At 33.9% G+C, this 23,302-nt stretch carries 15 protein-coding genes; all 15 read left to right on the top strand.

What is annotated here, in order from left to right; translation table 11 throughout:
• The first annotated feature begins 7 nt into the window (after positions 1–7).
• Positions 8–1,264, top strand: a complete 1,257-nt coding sequence (locus HPY57_01915) for an MFS transporter (GenBank protein ID NPV10533.1) — start codon at positions 8–10, stop codon at positions 1,262–1,264.
• Positions 1,265–1,274: 10 nt separating this feature from the next.
• A complete protein-coding gene (locus tag HPY57_01910) occupies positions 1,275–2,231 on the top strand; it encodes an aminopeptidase (protein ID NPV10532.1) in 957 nt (318 codons plus the stop codon).
• Positions 2,232–2,346: 115 nt separating this feature from the next.
• Positions 2,347–4,059, top strand: coding sequence for a hypothetical protein (locus HPY57_01905; protein NPV10531.1), 1,713 nt, complete (start codon positions 2,347–2,349; stop codon positions 4,057–4,059).
• A 14-nt stretch (positions 4,060–4,073) separates the two neighbouring features.
• Positions 4,074–4,982, top strand: a complete 909-nt coding sequence (locus HPY57_01900) for a hypothetical protein (GenBank protein NPV10530.1) — start codon at positions 4,074–4,076, stop codon at positions 4,980–4,982.
• Between the two features lie 25 nt (positions 4,983–5,007).
• Entirely contained in the window at positions 5,008–7,974 is a 2,967-nt protein-coding gene (locus HPY57_01895; GenBank protein ID NPV10529.1) for a hypothetical protein, read from the top strand.
• A 6-nt stretch (positions 7,975–7,980) separates the two neighbouring features.
• Positions 7,981–11,133: a tetratricopeptide repeat protein gene (locus HPY57_01890; GenBank protein NPV10528.1), complete on the top strand. Its 3,153-nt coding sequence runs from the start codon at positions 7,981–7,983 to the stop codon at positions 11,131–11,133.
• Positions 11,134–11,152: 19 nt separating this feature from the next.
• Positions 11,153–12,022, top strand: coding sequence for a MotA/TolQ/ExbB proton channel family protein (locus tag HPY57_01885; GenBank protein NPV10527.1), 870 nt, complete (start codon positions 11,153–11,155; stop codon positions 12,020–12,022).
• A 1-nt stretch (position 12,023) separates the two neighbouring features.
• Entirely contained in the window at positions 12,024–12,437 is a 414-nt protein-coding gene (locus HPY57_01880) for a biopolymer transporter ExbD (protein ID NPV10526.1), read from the top strand.
• Positions 12,438–12,447: 10 nt separating this feature from the next.
• On the top strand, positions 12,448–13,764 hold the full coding sequence (locus tag HPY57_01875; GenBank protein NPV10525.1) for a DUF4159 domain-containing protein: 1,317 nt from the start codon (positions 12,448–12,450) through the stop codon (positions 13,762–13,764).
• Complete coding sequence (locus HPY57_01870) at positions 13,761–15,224, top strand: DUF4159 domain-containing protein (protein ID NPV10524.1); 1,464 nt, start codon at positions 13,761–13,763, stop codon at positions 15,222–15,224. Before HPY57_01875 ends, HPY57_01870 begins: the two co-directional genes overlap by 4 nt.
• Before the next feature lies 1 nt (position 15,225).
• Positions 15,226–17,097 carry a family 10 glycosylhydrolase gene (locus HPY57_01865; GenBank protein NPV10523.1) on the top strand — a complete coding sequence of 624 codons (1,872 nt, stop codon included), beginning with the start codon at positions 15,226–15,228 and terminating at the stop codon, positions 17,095–17,097.
• Between the two features lie 9 nt (positions 17,098–17,106).
• Complete coding sequence (locus HPY57_01860) at positions 17,107–17,682, top strand: hypothetical protein (GenBank protein NPV10522.1); 576 nt, start codon at positions 17,107–17,109, stop codon at positions 17,680–17,682.
• A gap of 11 nt (positions 17,683–17,693) precedes the next feature.
• Entirely contained in the window at positions 17,694–18,128 is a 435-nt protein-coding gene (locus HPY57_01855) for a hypothetical protein (GenBank protein ID NPV10521.1), read from the top strand.
• A 13-nt stretch (positions 18,129–18,141) separates the two neighbouring features.
• Positions 18,142–20,877, top strand: a complete 2,736-nt coding sequence (locus tag HPY57_01850; protein NPV10520.1) for a T9SS type A sorting domain-containing protein — start codon at positions 18,142–18,144, stop codon at positions 20,875–20,877.
• Positions 20,878–21,109: 232 nt separating this feature from the next.
• A complete protein-coding gene (locus HPY57_01845; GenBank protein ID NPV10519.1) occupies positions 21,110–23,302 on the top strand; it encodes a UvrD-helicase domain-containing protein in 2,193 nt (730 codons plus the stop codon).

Genomic DNA, 23,302 nt, shown 5'->3' with positions numbered 1-23,302 from the left:
CCTTGCAATGTTTGGTAATTATTATATCTATGACAGCATTAGTCCATTAGCTGATTTATTAAAAACTCAACTTGGATTTTCTGACTCAAATATTGGTTTGCTTAATGCGATTTATAGTTTTCCAAATGTTATTATGGTTTTGATTGGTGGAATTATAATTGATCGAATTGGAACAAGAAAAGCAGTTTTGATCTTTACAACTCTTTTAATGCTTGGTTCTCTTCTTACTGCTGTTAAGGGAGATATTTTTGTAATGGCATCGGGTCGATTACTTTTTGGACTTGGTGCTGAGTCTATGATCGTTGCAATTACTACAATTATTGCAAGATGGTTTAAGGGTAAAGAACTTTCATTTGCTTTTGGATTGAATTTAACTCTTGCACGACTTGGTTCTTTTATGGCTCTCAACTCACCAACCTGGGCAAAACATTTTTATGATTACTGGCAAAAACCGTTATGGATTTCTTTTTATGCTGGTGTTTCAGCTCTAGTTTTTATCTTGATTTATTATTTTATTGATTTAGCCAGCTCAAAGAAATATGAATTGCCCCCAGAAGGAAATCAAGACAAAGTTGTATTGAAAGAAATTTTCGGATTTGGAAAAGCGTTCTGGTTTATTTCAGCATTGTGTGTGACTTTTTATTCAGCAATGTTTCCATTTCAAACATTTGCAATAAAATTTTTCCAGGAAGTTCATGGAACATCAAGAGAAGTAGGTGGGAATCTTTCAAGCATTTTGACTTTGTCGGCAATGATTTTCACTCCGCTTTTTGGTTTACTTGCTGATCGAGTAAAGAAAAAATCTTATTTGATGATGTTTGGCTCGTTTTTGATTATTCCTGTTTATTTGATAATGGCTTACAAAGTTGATCTTGCATCTCCGCTCGGGTTAAGCGGAAGTATAAATATAAATCTTGATTTCTTCGATATTCACACTTCAATTCCTTTTTATTTGATTATTCCAATGTCAATGATGGGCATCGCATTTTCACTTATTCCAGCAGTGATGTGGCCTTATGTTGCTCTGGTTGTTGATTCTTCAAAATTGGGAACTGCTTACGGATTGATGACAATGATTCAAAATATTGGTCTGTTTTCATTTAATTTGATAATTGGATACAGCAATGATTTGTTTGGTGCGAGTGCAGCAAATCCGCAAGGATATATTCCGGGTATGTGGATTTTTTCAGTGCTTGGTTTTTCTGGTTTGTTATTCTCTTACTTGCTTCGAGTTGAAGAGAAAAATTTAATTTTAAGAAATTGAGAGAGAAAAAATGAATAAGGAATTACAAAAAAGTTCATTAATCGCATTAAGAGATTTACTCGGTCTTCAAAAAGAAGAGACGTTATTAGTAATTTCTGATGAGATTGAAAAAGAAATTGGTTACTCGCTATTTGAAGTTGGAAAGAAATTATGTAAAGAAGCTGTTTATGTTGAAATGAAATCGAGAGAAATGAATGGTGAAGAACCACCAGAACAAATTGCAGAGTTAATGAAAAAATTTGATGTAGTAGTTTGCCCAACTGCAAAATCTTTAACTCATACAAATGCTAGAAGAGAAGCTGTCAAAGCTGGCGCTAGAGTTGCAACTATGCCGGGCATAAGCAAATCAACAATGATCAGATGTTTATCAGCTGATTCGAAAAAAGTTGTTGAATTAACAAACTCAGTCAAGAACGCTCTTGAAAATTCTAAAGTGATTAGAGTCATTTCAAAAAATGGAACCGATGTTGAAATGAACATCGAAGGAAGAAAAATTATTCCAAGCACTGGAGTTTTGAGAAATAAAGGTGAAAGTGGAAATCTTCCATCAGGAGAAGTTTATCTTGCTCCAGTTGAAGGCTCAACTAATGGTGTAATTGTTTTCGATGGTTCAATGGCTGGAATTGGTATCTTGAAGAATCCAATCAAAGTTACTGTTAAAGATGGATACGCAGAAAAAATTATCGGCAAAACTGAAGCAAAAAAATTTCAGAAAATGTTAGACAAAGTTGGAAAAGACGCAAGAGCAGTTGGTGAGTTTGGAATAGGTACTAATTATAAAGCGAAAATTATTGGACAGATTTTAGAAGACGAAAAAGTTTTAGGAACCATTCACATTGCATTTGGAAATAATATTTCAATGGGTGGAAATATTAATGTTCCAATTCATCTTGATGGATTAGTCAAAAAGCCCACCGTACTTGTTGATGATATTGTAATAATGGAGAGTGGAGTTTTACTCCTTTAGAAATCATCAAGACCGGTTTTTATAGTTAATTGTGTATTGTAAATTTTTTTAATTTTAACTGCTTATTAATTTTGTGATAGTTTAATAAACAAAAACTATAGAGCTGAAATACAAAATGAAAAAACTTAAACTCGCAATTGTAATAACCATTCTTACTTCTTCTCTTCTTCATAGCCAATTCTCAATAAAAGATACAACCTGGAACGATTTCTCTGTTGACTCAACTTTAACTTCCGCAGTCGACTGGAAAACTGAACAGGGAAAACTTCTTCTTCAAACAGGTGAGAATGAAAATCTTGCTCGAAATAAATATGCTTACATTGTGTATAAAAGCCGAAATCTTCCACCTGATACTGCCGCTAGAAATGCTTTAAAACTAATCGATGGAAAATTTTTCTCACCTTCATATGTTCAAATTCTTTCTTTAAATGCTGGGCCAGGTGGAGAAGGGACTTACATCGTAATTGATCTTCAAGCTGTTCGTGCTGTCAATAGAGTAAGAATCTGGCAGCTTGGATTTTATCCCGGTGGTCCTACAAATATTCCAACCAACCTTCGAGTTAGAGCTTATACAATTTATGGCGGACTTGATACTCTTTCTATGGAAAAACTTGTTCAAGTTCCGGAAAATACTTTAGGTGTAACAGATGATTATTTCGATAGAGTAGTTGAAATTCGTTTCTTGAAAATTACAATTGATGTAATTGATCAAGTTCAAAGTACAGTTATTTCGGAAATTGAAGTTTTTGGAAAAGGTTATTTACCTGAAGGATATTTCACTTCAAAGGTTCTCGATGCAGGTCAACCGGTTAACTGGTCAAAAATTACATGGAAGGCAGAACAACCTGAAGGTACTCAAATCTCTCTGCGAATGAGAACAGGAAATACTCCAAAAGTTGATACAACCTGGAGTAATTGGAATGAAGATTCAACTACGATCTCCGGAACACAACTTCCAGTTTATGAACCGAGGAGATATGTTCAATATCAGGTCAGACTGGGAACATTAACATTACAAACTCCCAAAGTAGATGAAGTTGAAATTTTCTTTGATAAGACTTTAATCGCTCAATCAACTGATGCAACAATCAGTCCTCAATATTCACCAATCTTGCAGGAAAATACTTTTTCTTACAAAATCGTAATCAATAAATCTCCAACTGATTATCCAATTGATACAATTACGATTTTTACTCCTACACCGACACAATTACTTGGAGTAAAACTTGATAATAATCCGATTCAATACTCAGCAGAGATTTATGCGAACAAGATTGTAATTATTCCACAGTCTCCAATTACAACATCAATAACTTTTGAGGCTACATTAAAATGCACGCCATTTTTAGGTGTGAATAGATTTGTTTCTTATCTACATAGTAAACAAAGTCCTGACAATCCACAGAGAGTTGATACAAAAAAATTTGGTGGACTTGAAAATTGGAGTATTGTTACAACAGGAGTTCCTCCGAAATTAATTATTGATTTTAAAGTAGAACCAAATCCATTTACACCAAATGGCGATGGAATTAATGATCAAACTGTTCTTTCTTTTTTCCTTGCAAATATTGCTGAACCAAGAAGTCTTGTCGGTGGTGAATTAAGAAAATTAAAAATTCTGATCTATGATTTACAAGGTAGACTTGTGAGAGAATTTTATAATTCAACTTCTGGAGCAGCAGCATTTATTGCACAAAATTCATTTGTATGGGATGGTAAAGATGAAAATGGTAAGACAGTTCGACCAGGACCATATATTGTACAGGTTTTAGTTGAAGCAGATGCTAAAACAGAACAGGTTGCAAAAATTGTAACAGTTGTCTATTAATTTTTGAGGTCAAAGTGAAAAAGATATTAATTTTAATTCTGGTATTCATTAGCTCAAGCATCTTTGCTGGCGGATTTGAAAATCTCGGTGTTCATAGCAGGATAATTGGTCTAGGTGGAGCTTATACTGGAGTTGGTGATGCATCTTACACCGTATTTTATAATCCTGCGGGTCTAATAAATGTTAAAAGATTTGAAATCTCTTCGACTTATAATCAACTATTTACTGGTTTGGATGAAGATTTGTATTATCTAGCTTTTTCTTCCACAGTGCCTTTGTGGAAATTCGGAGACCTTGGTGCAGGATTAACTCATTTGAAAGCAGGTGCCTGGCAAGAAAATACTCTGATCTTAAGTTATGCAAAAGACATTGGCAATTTTGGATTAGGCGGAAGTTTTAAATTACTAGGATGGAGTGCTCAAGCTGCACCGGGCGAAGAAGCAAAAAGTTATCTTGGATTTACTTTTGATGCTGGAGTTTTTTATTCAATTTATCAAGTGTTTGGAAATGGAGTATTAAAATTTGGTGCTGCTGCTCAAGATATAACTCAACCAAGTATCTCAATTAATGGTTCAGATGATGCAAAGTTACCAATGAAATTAGCTTTTGGAATTTCTTATTATTCACCAACTTATGAATATTTATTTGCAATTGACGGAATTAAAGAAGAAGAAAATTTATTGATAAAATTCGGCGCTGAATTCCTTGCAATGAAATCAAAAGTTTATGGTGTTGAATCCGGATTGTTTTTGAGAGGAGGATACAATGGTATCGTGAATGAGAGTCCATTCAAGCAGAATTCCTTAAATGGAGGTTTTGGAGTTTTTGTTAATAGATTAAAGATTGATTATGCATATTCAAATCATATTCAAATTACTGGTCTTAGCGGTGGTCATAAAATATCCCTTACATATCAATTTTAATTGATGAAAACCTTTGGAGGTTAAATTGAAAAGAATATTTACTTCATTGAGTTTGATTTTAAGTTTGGTTTCAATTACAAATGCTCAATTCATTTCAAATCTCGGAAAGGAAGAAGAAAAATACATAAACCTTTCCGGGAGAAATTATGAGAATTACAGCTCTAAAATTGAGAAGAAAAAATTCTTCGACAACTTTGGAAATTTCTTGATTGAAGGTTATCCTGTTATTGAGTTTAATGAACAGCAAAAACAAGCAATTGATCAAAATATTCCTGGCGGTCAGAGCAATTTTTTAAAGTCCAGATATTATGAAAATTATTTCAGCAATCTTGTAATTGGAAATGATAGTTATGGTGGGTTCACTACTCGACTTATGGTCGGTGATGCAATTAGAACAAAATTCACGAGTTTGACTCTCGACAAAGCAAGATTTAATGGTATCAGATGGGATGGTGCAACGGCTAAAAATAGAGGAACCGTTTTAATTTCAAGAATAAGCGATCCAATTAGATTTAGATTTGATCAGGGCTTTTATTCAGATGGTGTGAGAAGAATTCGAGATTGGACGCAATATCTTCTTGGCGGACATTTCGAAACTGATATTGGTGATATTTTAACAGTTGGAATAACTTATTTAAATCAGCATCAGAGAAGAGCAAGCATTGATAGTCGTGAGTCTTCGTTAAAAGGAGTTGTTTCAAATGCAATTCCAAGAGTAATTTTTGTTAGAATTAGTGATGATAGTCCTGGAGATCTTTCGGGTCCAATTATTTATCAGCCTCCAACGATTATCATAAATGGTGTTGCAAGACCAATTAAAAATATTCACGGCTCTGTCCCAAACTCAGCGGCAACTACATTGAATGATCCAATCCAGTATTGGGTTTTTAGAAATTTTTGGATTAATGCAAAAGATTTCTTTGCAGGCGCTGATACAACAAGTTTTACAAGATATATCAATTACAGAGACAGATACTCAACATTTCCACCAAGTTATCCAGTTAAGATTGGAAGTCGTGATGGTGAAAACATCACCTACGCATTCGTAATTCCTGAAGGTGCAACTTCGGTTCAATTTCAATTAATCCTTGCCAATGATTATCGAATTGACATCGCTCACGATTGGTTAAATAGACTTGACGAATACACTGGTGACGCAAGATTTCAATCTCACACTGACCCTGAACTTTATGCAACGCCTACTCCATTTAGAACAATTCGAAGAGCTGAAGGAAATGTAACAGATGCTTCAAATAAACAAATTGTAACTTTCTCATACGGACTTGTTACAGGTATGGAAGTTTATGGATTTAATTTCACCTTTAATTGGAAAGGATTTGAAATTGAAGGTGAATTCAATCAAAGTAAAGAACATTTCAAGTATCCAATAATTCGTGATAAAAGATTTACCGGTAAATCTGGAGAAGAACAAGATATATCTGGACAAGCCTGGTTCTTGAGAGGAAAAAAGAAACTTGGAAGATTAACATTAGGTGGAGAAATTTATAGAATTGATGGAACTTACACTACAGCATTGAATATTTACACACTTGAAAATAGTTTTTACAGCTCACCATCTGATAATTTAATTCCAAATCCTATTTATCCCGACTTTTTGGGTTATGACGCATCCAGCAGCGGTGCAATTATTCCTGGCGGTGCATACTATGCGTTAGTTGATGACAATGATGATAATGATAGATGGGAAGATGGATTTTATCATTACAATGTATTTACAACTGACTCAAGAGGCAAGAATAGAGATGTTTTGAATAGAGTAGGTGATTTCTTCTTACTTGGTTATCGTCAAAATACAAATGAGCTGGTAAGTTTAGCAACAATTTTAAGACGACCTGACACCGGTATCTTTCCTGGGAAAGATAGAGATCGTGATGGAATTCCTGATGATGATAAAAATGCCGATGGAATTCCAGATTATGCACAGGATTTCTTAACATTCTATTCCGATCCACCAAGTCTCGATTATGGAGATGATTGGAACAATAACGATGTAATCGACGAACAGGAAAACGACATCTTGCCGGATTATCCATATACTCCTGATCAAAAAGGTTATCATTTATTTACGACACTCGAACTCATTAAAAATTTTAATATTGGATTTGGATTATTAAGAGAAGAAGGATTGTTAAAAGGCGGAAAAAATTATGTTAATTATTTCAAACTGACTTATTTCACAGAGACACCCAAATTTGGTTCTTTAAGAATTTTTTATGTCTTGAAACAGGTTAAAGACAATATTCCAAATGATTGTTATCAATTCCCTGGTGTAATCACAACAGCTGACCCATTCCCTGATTATGTGCTTGATCCTTTATTATATAAAAACAGTCTAGTTAATAATCTTTATATCGGGACAACTTACACGCAAATTCCAAATCTTAGAATTGAAAACAATTTAAGATTTCAGCTTAATCATCAATTTGCTCAAGGTAATAGACTTCTTGCATTTGCAAATGAAAGCAGATTGTTGAATGATCAGGTAGAAGGCAGGATTTCTTTCTTCGGAATGGTTAATAAAATAGAATATGAATTTTCTTTCTTAAATAACGCTTTGAAAGTAATTCCACAATTCAAAGTAAGAACAGAAAAATCATCAAAGTTCACTGAGAATAAAGATGGAGATAAGATTACAGTAATCAATAAACATATGCAGGAAACTATTCCAATCATAAGAGTGGATTATCGATTAACTCAAAGCACAACATTACATTTTGGAATGCAAGGTATTACATTTCTCAAAGGAGTTTCACCACTCGCTTATAGAATTAGAAATTTAAAGGATGATTTTGAAAGTGAAGATCGCAGAACCATTGCTTTATCTTTGAGCAATAAATCTCAATATGCTGGTTATAATATTGTAATTGATTTCGGGTATAAATACACAACAAGAGATTTCAAGCGAGAAGAAGACAGATTTAAAGGTCGTGAAGAATCAACTTTGTATTTCTCAATTTACACTGGTTTCTAATTGAATATGTGGCAGTTGATTTTTTTTGTAATCGCAACAATAGTTAGTTATTTTATTCCAACACCGCAGGAATTCAAAAATGCGTTCCAGGCGGGACAAAATTATTTTGTCTCACGAGACTATAAAAATGCGATACGAATGTATGATTATATTTTGTATACTGAAAGCAAATTTGTTGATGAAGATTCAATTAAAGTTGGAATTCTCAATAACGAGTTTATTATAAGTGTTCGAGCAGCTGCTGCATATATGAAAGGTAATGCATTTAAACAAATGAATTACTCCGATTCTGCGATTCACTATTTTAGAATTGTCTCGCTGAGAAAAGATGAACCAAAACTTGCTGCTTTAGCACAATTTCAGATTTACGATATTTATTATAAGCTTGGTCGATATGATGAAGCAATTGAAGAAGCATTTAAACTTTTTATAAAATTCCCAAATGATAAAAAATCTGAACAGGCCCTTTACGACATAGGCTGGGCATATAGAGAAACTAATAAACTCGATAGTTCATCAATCCTTTTCCACAAGCTGTTAGAGAAATATCCAAATACAGAATATTACGCACGAGCTTTGTATCAAATTGCTCAGAATTATTTCGATATGGGGAATTATGATTTAGCGCTTGAACACTGGTTAGAATTAATCAACAAATTTCAACCTGAAATTTTTACAAAAAAAGATTGGGAAAAAATTGAACTTAAAGCTGAAAAAGAGAGAAGACTTTTTGAAGTTACAGAAGGCAGGGATGTAGAAACTACAGATTTAGAGCTTGTAGCTAAAGCGTATATCAAAATCGGTGACGCCTATCGGAAATTAAATAATTATGATCTTGCAATTTCCTATTACAGAAAAATCATTACAACATTTACTCTAATTCCGAGTTTGCAGGAGGTAGCCTGGATAAAAATTGCTGATTACACTCTCGAAGCTAAAGGCTTGCAGGAAGCCATTGCCGTTTATCGTGATGCAATTGATCAGAATTTTCAGAACAAAAAATTGCAGGCAAAATTTCAATTCAAAATTGCAGAGACCTATCAAAATGCAAGGATGTTTTCAAAAGCAGCTGAAGAATATGACATTTACATTTATAGCTATGAATCTGTGGCTGATGCAATAGATTTTAGTGTTGATAAAGCAAAACTTGCAGTAATTCTTAATTATTATAATGCAAAAGAATTTCAAAATGCGATTGCTCATTGTGACTCATTCATTACTAAATACGCATATTCAGATTTAGTTCCGACAGTTTTTAATATAAAAGCTTCCTCTCAAAATTTTGCCGGTGATTATGAAGCTGCAAGAAAAACCCTGGAAACTTTGATTAGAAACTTTCCAACTCATGATGAAACTATAAATGCAAAAATTCAGCTTGGATTTACTTTATATAAACTTGGTGATTATACCTCAGCCCTTGAAACGATTGATGAAATCTTAAATAATCCTGATACAAAAAAGAAAATTGATACAAGCGAAGCATATTATTATCGCTTAATAACTTTAGCGGACAGCAAACGCTACGATGAAGCAATTGCAACTTTTGAAAATATTAATTTCTATTCACCTTATTATCCAGGGGCAGTTAATAAAATTTGCAAAATTTATTCTGCTCGTTCTGAATTCGATACTGGTGAGAAATTTTTGCAAAATGTTCTAAAGATTACTGAAGAGAGAAAAGATAGTTTAAATATCATTAATGATATCTACTTTAATTTTGCAGATCTTTACATTAATAAAGGTGACTATAATTCTGCGCTCGATTACTTAAACAAAATATTATCTGACACAACCATATTTGAAAAACGAGAAACTTTTGCATTGCAAGTTCGATACATTCGTGGAATTATAAATTATCAGGTAGAAAATTTTACTAGCGCAATTGGTGATCTGGAGTTTGTTCTGGATAATAAACTATTTAAAAATGCCTTTGCTCAAAATATTGATAATGCCTATGAAAAACTTGCTCTATCTTATGCAAAAATTGGTGAACTTGAGAAAGGTGTTTCGATTTTTCAAAATTTGATTAATCAAACAAATGATCAAATTCAAATTGGTAAATACTATTCCACTTTATCAACAATTTATTTCGAAGGTAATAGATATAAAGAAAGCATTGAATATGCTAATAAGTCTCTGGCAGTCCCAGGACTCGATACATCAACAATCATTGTCAATTATCTTAATCTTGCTAACAGCTACAAAGAACTTGGCGATCTGAAAAAAGCTGGTGATTTACTTTTTGAAGCTTCAAATAAATTTCCAACTGCACCAGAAATACAGGATATTTTATTCCAGCTTGCAGCACTTTATTATGATAATCAAGATTTCGAACAGGCGATTAAAATTTTTAATCGTTACTTAAGTCAGTATCCTGATGGAATTCATAAAAAAGACGCTATAATGTTTAAAGCTTATGCACAATATGAAATAGGTGATTGGCAAAATGCATATAACACTATGAAAACTTTTGTTTCCCTTTACCCACAGGATCCTAAAGCTCCGGATATGCAATATTACGCTGGCGAATGCATGTTTAATATGAAAAAATTTGATCAAGCGATAAAGGAATATCAATTGACTTATCGCCGTTACCCTAAATCTGATTTAGCTGCAGCTGCAATGTACAATGAAGGTTGGTGTTATTACGAACTTCAAAAACCCGATCAAATGATTGAGACCTTTAAAATTTTAGCTCAAAGATTTCCAAAAAGTGAATATGCACCACACGGGCTATACACAATTGGAGATTATTATTACAACATCAAGGATTATCAGAATGCAGCAAACTATTATTCAGAATTGAAGAAAAGATATCCTGATTATGAAAAGATTCAAGAAGTTGATGAATTGCTTTATGATTTAAGCCAAATAAATTCATACCTTGAATACGAAAAAGCAATGAAATTCTTTGATGAAAAAAATTACGAGAAAGCAATTGAAGAATTGATGAAGGTCTTGAAAAAATATCCGGATGCAAGTGTAGCTGTTGGCTGCAGAGTGAATATTGCTGCATCTTATGAAATGCTTGAAAAGAAAAAAGAAGCAATAAAATGGTATGAAGAAGTGATAAAACTTTATGAAAACAGCAAAGATGAAAATGAAAGGGCGGCATATTTATTTGCCAAGGAACATAAAGAATGGTTAGAAAGTCAATAATTTTAATGGAGGATTAACCTTGAGAACATTATTAATTATTCTTCAAACTGAAAATACTTTAAGAAGCTGGTTAACTGAAAACTGGTTAGTAGAAATTCTAAACAAAGGCGGCTGGTACATAATGTATCCGCTCCTTTTCTTTTCAATTGTTTCGCTTGGAATTATAATAGAAAGACTTTATAGATATCTCTCAGTGCCAAAAGAGGATAAGGCACAAAAAATTTTGGAAGAGCTTGCTGATCTTTTGAATAGATACGGTTCAGTTGAGCCTTTAGTTCAATGGTGCGAGAAAAATAAAGGTGTGCTTGGTTATGTTTTCCTTCAAGTCTTGAAGAGATTTAATTTTCTGGTTGTGGAAAAAAGACCAATACTCGATATGAGAAATGAACTTCTTGATACAGGTGACGAAGCTGCAGAAGAATATTTTGAAGAATTTCTACCAGTTGTGAATACTATTGCAAGTGTGGCAACGCTTCTCGGATTACTTGGAACTATTCTTGGGATGATTATGTCGTTCGATGAAATCGCAAAAGGTGGAAAAGGAGATCCGGCTGTAGTTGCGGGTGGTATTTCCGTTGCTCTGATCACCACTGCGGGTGGATTAATAGTTGCGATTCCGTCGGTTATTGGTTATAGCTTTTTGAAAAGAAGAGCAATGAAATTGGTTAAGTATGTTGAGCCATTTACAAATCATTTTGTCAATTTAATTCTAAAAGATCTTGCAAGATTTTCTACATATAAAGAAATGCTGAAGACTGCTTACAGAGATGGTGTTCTAAATAAAGAAGAAGAAGAATTCTTAAAACAGAAAAGAATTGAACTGAACATTTCAGATGAAGAAGGGAAAAAACTTGAAGAAGAAGTCTTAAAATCTTTAGGATATAAATAAGATGGCAAGGAAGAAAAGAATCTGGGAAGAACGGGGCATTGATATGACCCCGATGATTGACTGCGTATTTCAGCTCTTAATATTTTTTATGGTTACAACAGTTTTTGCTGTTCAAAGTGGATTGAAGGTTGATCTTCCACAGGCTGCAACTTCTGATGCACCGCCTGAAAAAGACTTAAGCATTACAATTTCTGAAAAAGGTGAAATGGATTTAAATGGAACTCCTGTCACACTTGATAATCTTGAGGAGCAGTTACGAATTCAGAAAGATATTTTTGGAAGTAAAGTTTTAATCATTAAAGCAGATAAAAAGACTCCACACGGAATAGTTGTAGATGTAATGGATGCAGCCAAAATTGTGGGAATAGATCAGCTTGCGATAGCAACGGATAAAGAAGAAGAAAAGAAAGAGTAGATGAGCTGAAATGTCAGTCAAATCGATTTTTATTTCAGATTATAATTTAAGTCAAAAGATCAAAGCGTTCCTGAGTTATTACAGGAAGCATTTGCTCATTTTTATTTTAATTTCTTTTATAATTCATTTTTTGCCTGTAATCTTAAATATCAAATATGTGGAGAGTATAAAAGAAGTTAAGCGGCCGCCTACAACTGTGAAATTTATTCAAAGAGCACCACGACTTCAGAAACAGCTTGAATTGCAAAAGGCTCCAAAAGTAGTAGAAAGAACAATGCAAAGAATGGTTCCGCAAAGATCACGAATGGCTACGATGCCAAGAACAATGACCACAGCTGTCTCGCACGGTGGTTCTGCTCTTGCTTCACTTGGTCGTCCTGGTGATTATGTCGATAGAACCTGGTCACCGCAACAAGCACAATTTTATGGACCAAATATTCAGATGGAAGTTGAAAATACGAGAATGTCTTCTAAACGAGGAGTGACAGGCTTAAAAGATAATCTAATCGATTGGATGAATTTTCAAGATCGCTTTTCTGGAATGATTGAGCAAGGTACGAACAAAAAAGATGTTAGTGGATTTATTGAGTTTTATCAGCTTGAATATCGTGGAAGTAAAGTTGAAGATAATAACCAACCGGGATGGAATTGTATTCCTCAGGCTCTTCAAAACTTAGCTGACTTTATCAATAACAATACTAAAATTAAAGTAACTCTAAAAGGAAGTGTGCGCCTCGACTCAAGAGAGTTGATGAATATTCCAATTATTTTTATGATAGGATATCGTGCTGAGCCAATTTATACAAAAGAAGAAGCTCAGAACCTCGGTAAATATTTACGAGAAGGTGGATTTCTTTTCATTGATGATGCTTTTGCCTATGAATCAGGTGCATTTAATCGAAAAGCAAGACAATTAATTAAAGATGCTTTAGGTTTTGATGCAGTTTTTGAAAGAATTCCAAATAATCATCCTATCTACCATAGCTGGGAAGATTTTGATGGTCCTCCTGCTGGTGACGATAACATCAGACCTAATGGAATGGCATTAGCAAATCCAAATCCTGCTCAGAGACTTAAACCTGTCCCTGAAAGATACAAGTATCTTGAAGGAGTATTTCTCAATGGTAGATTAGCAGTTGTATTATCAAGCAAAGGTTACTCACGTGCTTGGGGAGATTGGTTGAAAAATCCATCGAGCTTTGGTGGTCCACAGGATAATACAAGACAACTTCAACTCGGTTTAAATATCATTGTATTTGCAGCCACTCAAAAAGGTGGAATAATTGAAAAGAACAAACAAAAAGTTGCAGCAGAGTTAAACAAATGAAAAAGAAAATTTTACTATTCGTAATTCTATCTTTAGTGTTTTTAACTGGGTGTGACTCCGTCTATAGATACATTTTTATGCCGCCCGAAAGAGAAGAATTTATGTTCATTCCAGATAGGGAAAACACTTTATTTTTCTGTGATTCAACCTACAGATTTTCTAAAGACAGTTTGACTATCATAATGGATAAAAAAGATTTCAAAATTGAAGTCAAATATATGACAGACTATCAGCTGAATACTTTCGAATTTCCTGAAGATTCAAAGGGCGGCTTCTATTCGAAAAATCCTTACACTTATGGAGATTGGATTGATCCAGAAAAGGGTTACACACCTCAAAGGTTCACTGTCTTTAAGGTAACAGTTTATAATTATACAAGCTCAAAGATTAACATCGATCCTGAAGAAGCTTTACTCGAAACAGATCGCGGAGATAAATTAAACGCATATGGTAGAGAAAAGAAAGATGCTCGTTATCAAAGTATTGAAGAGTATTTCTTAAAGCGAAAAGGTTCAAGCGGTATTGATGATGATGTTTTTGAATCAAGGATGGGAATTGTCCGACGGACTATGTTGACTTACGGAAAACCAATTTATGCTGGTGACTATCGTGAAGGTTTCATTGTCTTTGATCCTTTAGATGAATCGGTCGATCGAATTAAGCTAACACTTAGAAAATTTATCCTTGGTTATAACGAGAATAATGAACCTGATAAATTTGCTAATTATTCATTTTACTTTAGAAAAACTAAGCTTGATAAAAATTGGGTTGCTGGTGTAAGAACTTTCGATACAACTGGTGTTCAAAAATCTGACACTCTGAAAAAAGCAAAAGAGATTAATATTGTTCAATTGCAATACACTTCTTCGGAATCAAGATATCAGGCATTGGAAACCTGGAATCCATTCCCTGAAGCAATCCCGGAACTTGTCAGATATGTGAACTCCAAAGGCACAGCAAATTGCCAATTCTCAAGAGCCACAGTTGATGCTCTGGATGTAAATAAAGCAAATCTTGTAATCCTAATTGGCGGATACGGAAAACCAGATGTAAGTTCTGTAATGTTTGATAAACTAGCAAAGGTAATTCAAAATGGTGGTGTAATCTTTTTTGATAATGCATTTGTAACTGCGGATTGGCCATATTATCAAACAATGTTAGATATAACAACCCAGATTTCTAATCGCTTGCAGGGTAAAAGTGAAATAAAAAGAATTTCCATTGATCATCCAATATTTAAATCACCAAATAATTTCTATCAGCTTCCAAAAGGATATGATGATGTTAATCCAAAAGTCGGTAAAAATGATGTGATTGACGGACTTTTTGTTGATGGAAAACTTGTTGCAATTATTTCGAATAAAGGTTATGTGGCTCTCTGGCATGAAAAAACAGAAAGTACAGAAGCTTTGAATTTTGGCCAAAACTTAATTCAGTACGTTTCTGAAAGAAAGAGATAAAATGAGACAGCTTTTAATTTTAGCAATTTTGTTCTCGATCTCACTTTTTAATTTTCTTGAAGCTCAGCGAAGAGAGGTTAGAGCAGTCTGGATTGCAACAGCTGGAAGATTAGATTTCCCCACAACACAGGGAGTTCAAGCTCAAAGGGCCGAAATTCAATCTTTTGTGGATGCCTGTAGAAGAGCCAATATTAATACAATTGTCTTTCAGGTGAGTGCACGTGGTGATGCTTATTACTCATCTAATTTTTTACCTTGGGCATCTAATTTAACTTGCTTCAGCCCTTGTGTTGATCCGAATAATTTAGGTTTGAGTCCTGGTTATAATCCTCTTTCAGAAATGATTTCAAGAGCTAAGCAGCATAATATTGAAGTTCATGCATGGATAAATACATTTTATGTTCTTAATGATACTCTGCCAGGATATCTGAATGTGATTTCATTTCCAAGACACCCGGCGATCAAAGATAGTTCTGATGGTAAAAGATACTGGAAAACAGAATGGTTCGCGAAAACTTCAACAGGTCAGATGAAAAGCGATGGCGGATTTTTCTTTGATCCTGGAAATCCAGCTGTTCGAGCCCATATCGCAAATGTTGCAACAGAAATTGTAAAAAATTACAATGTAGATGGAATTCATTTTGATTTTATTCGTTATACTGATCTAGGAAATGAAGCTCTTCTATATGGTGATGCCTCAAATTATTGGTTTACAAACAGGACTGATTCAGCAAATGGAAATCCATGGAATTTAAATCGAAATGATTTCGCTCGTTTAAATATAGAGCGTCTATTGAAAATGGTGGCTGATTCAGTAAAGAAATATAAACCATGGGTTAAAATTGGTACGACAACTCCGGGAGTATACACTGCAGCAGCAATGGGATTAAATTGTTCTGTCTGGGAGTTGTATTCTCAATTAAGATCAGATCCAAAAGCCTGGGCTGCAAAAGGTTATATTGATTATCACAATCCACAGATTTACTGGAATATGTCGACTTGTCCCGAGTTTACAAAAGTTGCAAGCTGGTGGAAAAATAATCTGAGCGGAAGACAGGCATGGATGGGGATTGCTGCATATAGAATAGGAGATCCAACATTTGGAGATTTTAATGAAATAAAAAATCAAATTATCTATACAAGATTAATTGGCGGTGCTGGCGTTAATTTCTTCAGATTTAGAAGTATGGTTAATTCAGTAAATTTTCTTGATAGTCTTGCTCAGGATCTATTCAAGTATCCTGCTAATGTTCCGCCGATGCCATGGAAAGATCCTATTCCACCCAATAAACCAACGAATTTAATAGTTCAGAAAATTTCATCTGATAAATATCGGTTAATCTGGAATAAACCTCAGGTAGCCAGTGATGGTGAAGTAGCAGAATATTATAATATTTTTAGAGCTACAGAACCAATTAACCAGAATAATCCAGCTCATCTTTATAAAATAACTGCAACTGCTGATACATTTTTCTTTGATACAATTACTGATACAACTCAAGTCTATTATTATGCCGTATCAGCACTTGATCGACTTGATAATGAGAGCGAAATTTCTAATATGGTCTCAACAAATGTTGAGTATGATTTTGCCAATATTCCAAGCACCGCTATCCTTTATCAGAACTTTCCAAATCCATTTAATGGAACTACAAAAATTAGTTATGAAATTTTCTACTCAGAGAAAATTAAACTCGAAATTTTCGATTTGCTCGGACAAAAAATCGCTGATTTAATTAATGATTATCAAACACCAGGGAAGTATGAAGTTGAATTTAATTCATCACTTTACAATATTTCGAGTGGAACATATTTTTATAAACTAACAACGACCGGTAGGTCTCTAATTAAAAAATTTGTTCTAATTAAGTAGAGAGTTAGTATGATAAAAAAAGTATTCTTGCTTGTATTGTTCTTATCAGTTTTAAATATTTCCTATGCACAAAGCGGTTCTAATTTTTCAAATCAAATTTATCAAGAGTTAAGATCTAATAAGAATAAAAAAGAGCTCTTTCAATTACCCCGATTTGATTCGAGGAGAATCACAGGACTTGCATATAGTGTTTTTGTACCTGGAAGTGGTCAAATATATTTAGGGCATCAGACAAAAGGTGCTGCTTTTGCGGTTACATTTTTTACTGGTTTGGTTGGTGCAATTGTCTCACAAAATAATTTTATTGGGAATAGAGAACGTTTGCAAAGTTTAGAGTTTGATTATCTAAATGCGGACAGATTTACGCTTGCAGATTATTATTGGAAACAAATGGTGAGCGTTCGCGATGAACAAAAGATGCACGAAAAAGCAAGAAATATTTTTACTGCAGCGACAATTTTTGTGTGGTCATTGAATTTAGTTGATTATTTATTCTGGACAGAAGATAAAGGTCCGATCGAATTTTCTTATAAATCAGATTATAATAAAGGTCACTTAATTTCAATCGCAATACCATTAAATTAATGAAGGCAGGTATGAAAAAATATATTCTTATAATCTTTATCTTGACACTAATAGTTATGGGTTGTTCAAAAACCGAAGATTTAATATCCCCTTACCATTTTTCAATAGTTCCGAAAGTAACCAACTTTAAAGTTGACGCAGTAGATACAACATTGACAGGCAAGCGAAGAGTTGTGATGAGCTGGGAGTTGCCCGATACTTCTAATTTAAGATATTTTGAAATTTATCGTTCTCAAAAGTATCCAGATAATTTTAAAATCATAGTTTCTAATTATCAGAAATATACCTTTGCAGATTCTGTATTACCAACTGTTACGGACAGTTTGAGGCTTTATTATCTGGTCTATCCAATTGGAACCAAAACAGATATCAGAACGGGTGTCAAAGTATCTTTTATTGGACCACCTTCTGATACCTTGGTTGTAACTTTAAAAAAACAAAAATAAATCAGGAGGTACTATGGCTCAAAACAAATACTTTTTTATAACAATCTTATTTATTGTTTTAATCGCTTTGCCAGTAAAGGCACAGCAGATACTTGATCCAGCTAATTATATCACTGTGGATAACCTGAATGATAACAATACTGCGAATGCACCTGGAACAGTATTGTGTGATGATTCTACATATTGCGAAGTTGCGCCGCTTGCTGGAACACCGAATGAAACTGATGGATGGTGGTCAAATGTAGGAAGTGCCTGGTATGGCGGATCTCATAGACGAACACCAAGAACAGCTGGTTCGCCTAACGGAGCTTCGGCTACATATTATATTAATATTCCTGTTTCAGATTACTATCTTGTTTATCATTATATGGGATTTACTGGTAATGCAACCAGTAATGCATATGTAACTTTTAAACGATTTGGTGAAGGAGTAACTGCTGACAGTTTCCGTTACGATATCCAGAGCAATAATGTAACTACTGGTTCCACAGGAAGCTGGAAACCACTTGGAATAATTAATGTGCCGGCTGCTCAAAAAGGTTTGATTGTTACAATTGGTGCTGATACACTTACACCAGCATTTATGCGTGTTGATGCTATTAGAGTTTTAAGAAGTCCTGGTCCAGGGCCAGATCTTGAATTTGGCCGTCGTCATATGACTGCATTCGATACTACAAGAATGATTGAAGATTTTCCTCAAACAACATTTAAATGGGGACAGTATTCAGATAAAAAAATTCCAGTATGGAATTTAGGTGATTCAGATTTAGTCATTTCTAATGTAACTTTTTCCACAAATCGTTTCTCATGCATAACTCCATTACCAATAACTTTGCAACCTGGTGATAAGGCGGAATTAACTATCAGATTTTCACCTAAAGGCGAGGAAGCAACACAGGATACAATGGTAATTCATAGTAATGACCCATATGAACCTGAAGCCATTTTACCAGTTCGCGGTGAGGGTATCAACTATAATTTTATTATGAATGCCTCTTCAGGAAATGAACCACACTGGAATGCCCCTGAACCAACTTCTTATGTAGAAACTGGTATTCAAGCATGGCTTAATTCAGCGAAGTCTAATTTTATTTTCCCAATTCCAGGTGGTAACCAATATAGCCGTGTTTACACTGGAACAACCGACTTTCCATCAGCAACTTATGGTTTCCAATTACCAGATACTTTAGCTGGTAAGTATTTGATGGAATATTCTGGTCCATCAGGATCTCCAAATGCTGCTACAAATGCAACAATCTCAGTTGTCACTCCTTTCATTGCTGATACACAAAGAGTATACAACTTTAATGAAAGACAGGTCACTGGATCGGTTCTTTGGGCAAAAATTCAAGATAATAATACAAGAGTTTTTGATTTGAATGGTGGTGGTGTAACTTATGTTAAATTTGAAAATCCAGGTCAGGCCAGTGGTAATTTCTTACGAACTGATTTGTTGAGAGTAAGACTTCTCCCAATTGCACCGACAGCAACTACATCAGCAGATGCAACTAATAGAATATTAAGCTTTGGCTCAGTTTCTATCTATGACTCAATACGACAAGCTGAGTTTAATTACCAGAGAGGTTTACAAATCAGAAGCAATGGTGAAACACCTCTTGTAGTTGATTCAATTATGATCATTGGTCGTGATAGTGCTTATTTCGTAATTGAAAATATGCCTCCTCAGCCTTTAACTCTTCCTGCTATTGATGGTGTTTATAACCTGACAATCTCATTCTTACCTGATTCAATAAGACTTCATTCAGCAACCTTGAGAATGTGGACTAATGATACTGTTAATAACAGATACATCAACATTACGCTCTCCGGTCAGGGTGTTGGAACAAATATCTTAGTTGATGATTCAGATCCAACAACTTATGTAAGTACACCAATCGTTGATTGGAATCCAACAAATCCAACTAACCTCAATCAATGGCAGAGAATCTCTGGCAGCGGAACTAACAATCAAAGATTAATTACCTATATCTATGGAAGTCAATATAACGGAACTCCAAACGATCCATTAAGATTTATTCAGTGGTTCCCAAGATTTCCATCAAAACCTGGACATCCACCCGTTGAACCAGACAGCTTCGATGTTTGGGCAGTTGTTCCAGCCGGTTCAAGCACTGGAAACCCAGTTGCTGTTTATGAAATTAACCATACTCAGGGAACAACTATTGTAAAGAAGAATCAAAACTCAACTGCTTATGGTGGTGATGTTCCATCCAATGGTAGAATTTATTTAGGTCGATATATATTCTTAAGAGGTGGCCAGGATATGTATGGCGGTGGAACTATATTTGGAAATATTAAATTGATTAATGACCATAATGAAGTAAATATTTATTATCAAGATAGTGTAGTTAATCGTGCATTACAGGATAGTTTCGTAACTCGTGCAGATGCAATAATTCTCCAGGAAGCATCAGGACAGGTTAGTGTGATTGATCCGAATGTTGTTCCAAATACATTCTTCTTGAGTCAAAACTTCCCGAATCCATTCAACCCGAGTACAATAATCAGATTTGGTTTGCCGGTTGCAGAAAAAGTCACAATTAAAGTCTATGATGTTTTAGGACGAGAAGTTAAAACTTTAATAAATGAAGAATTAAGACCAGGTTATCATAGTGTTGAATGGGACGGAACAAACAATTATGGTTCAAGAGTTTCGAGTGGTATTTACATTTATCGAATGGTAGCTGGTAAGTTTGTAAAGACAATGAAAATGATGATGCTGAAATAATTTTTATAATGTTTAGCGTCTGGTTGTTTTCTTTCAATCAGGCGCTTTGTTTATTCATTCTTTAGAAATTTTTCGTTTCAAGTTGTCATCCGTAACGTTTGTTTATGGATGACAACTTTTTTATTGTTTGTTGAACGATTTTTATTAAAAATTCTGTCATTTAAAATTTACTTTAATCTTATATTTGTAAATTAAAATTGCTTTATTGGTATAACTAATACAGGAAATCAGCTTGATAAATCTTGATAGATTAAATCCAAAACAAAAAGAGGCAGTAACTACAACTGAAGGTCCGGTTCTTGTCGTTGCTGGTGCTGGGAGTGGGAAAACATTAGTTTTAACTTATCGAATTGCATATTTAATTTCACTTGGTATTTCGCCTTCATCAATTCTTGCTTTAACTTTTACAAATAAAGCAGCCAGCGAGATGAAAGAACGAATTCGCAATCTCGTTGGCAAAAGAGCTGATTACATTTTTATGGGGACTTTTCATTCAATATTTGCACGAATTCTAAGACGAGAAGCACATTTAATTGGTTATTCGAAAGATTATTCCATCTATGATACTGATGATCAAGAAAATGTAATAAAAGGTATATTAAAAGATTTTAACATTTCAGAAAATCATCTTTCACCCAGATTCATTCAAAATGTTATTTCAAAAGCAAAAAATAAATTGCTTTTCAAAGAAAATGGGTTTGAAAAATTCTTCGGTTCATATAATAAAAAGCTTTCAGAAATTTTCGAGGAATATAACAGGCGTCTTAAAAATTCAAACGCAATGGATTTTGATGATCTTCTCATTAAACCAATAGAATTGTTTTCAAATTATCCTGAACTTTTGCAAGAATACCGAGAAAGATTTAATTACATTCTTGTCGACGAATATCAGGATACAAATGTTGCTCAATATTATCTCCTGAAGATGTTAGTGAACGATAATAAAAATATATGTTGTGTCGGTGATGATGCACAGAGTATTTACAAATGGCGTGGAGCTGAGGTCAGAAATATTTTAGATTTTAATAAAGACTTCCCTGAAACCAAAATCATTCGACTTGAACAAAATTATAGATCAACCAAATCAATACTGGCTGTAGCTGATTCAGTTATCAAAAACAATGTTTATCAAATTGAAAAAACTTTATGGACAAGCAACGAGCAAGGCGAAAAAGTTACTGTGACTGTCTGTTTTGATGAAAGAGATGAAGCAAATTATATCGCAAAGAAAATTGTCGAGTTAATAAATTCAAAAAAATATAATCCTAGAGATATTGCTATACTTTATCGGACAAACGCTCAATCAAGATATTTTGAGGAAACATTAATAAAAAGTTCAATACCTTATGTCATTGTAGGTGGAGTTGAATTTTATAAAAGAAAAGAAGTTAAGGATGTTCTTGCTTATCTTAAGTTGTTAGTTAATCCAAAAGATGATGAAAGCTTTTTACGAGTTGTAAATTTCCCAGCCAGGGGAATTGGTGATGTCTCGATTGAAACATTAAGAACTATTGCTTTACAAAGAGAAAAATCTTTGTTCTTAGCTATTCCAGATTTAATTAATTCTGAAAATGTATCCGATAGAATAAAGAAAAATTTCAAAGCATTTTATGAATTAATCATAAAATATCAGGATTTAGTTAATCAATCAGATTTTTATTCAGTTATCAAAACATTAATAGATGAAATTGGCATCTTACAATTATTTAAGGAAGAGGGGACAGAAGACTCAATCCAGCGTTATGAAAACATCATTCAATTACTAAATTCAATTCAAGAATTTCAAGCTGCAAATTCAGATAAAACTTTGGTAGATTATCTTTCTGAAATATCGCTTATTGCTGATATTGATAATTGGGAAGATCGTAAAAACGCGATAGTGCTTATGACATTACATTCAGCCAAAGGACTTGAGTTCGATGTTGTGTTTATTGTTGGATGTGAAGAAGGATTACTCCCGCTTAAAAGAGATGGCGAAATTGAGGATATCGAGGAAGAGCGAAGACTTTTCTATGTCGGTTGTACTCGAGCGAAAAAACATTTATTCATTAGTTACGCAAGAAATAGAAACAGGTTTGGAAATTCCTATCCGCAAATTCATTCAAGATTTATCGAAGAAATAGATAAAACATTTGTTGACATTTCGGCTACTCCACTTGCTGAAATTTATTTGAAGAAAAATTTAGAAAGTAGAAGTATAATTACTGACGAATTTAGTCAGGTTGATCCATTTGAAGATTATGAGTATTCTCAGATTTCAAAACAAATAAAGCCTGGTTCTATCGTTGAGCATGATGTTTTTGGAAAAGGAAGAGTGGTTTATCTCGATGGATATGGTGATTATCAAAAAGTAATCGTAGAATTTAATAGTGGTGTAAGAAAGCATTTAATGGTTAAATATGCTAAACTAAAAGTAATAAAATGA

Source organism: Ignavibacteria bacterium (genome assembly GCA_013177855.1).
In the GTDB taxonomy this organism is placed as follows: domain Bacteria; phylum Bacteroidota; class Ignavibacteria; order Ch128b; family Ch128b; genus Ch128b.
The sequence above is the reverse complement of the archived record's forward strand: the minus strand, read 5'-3'. Positions and strand labels throughout refer to the sequence as shown.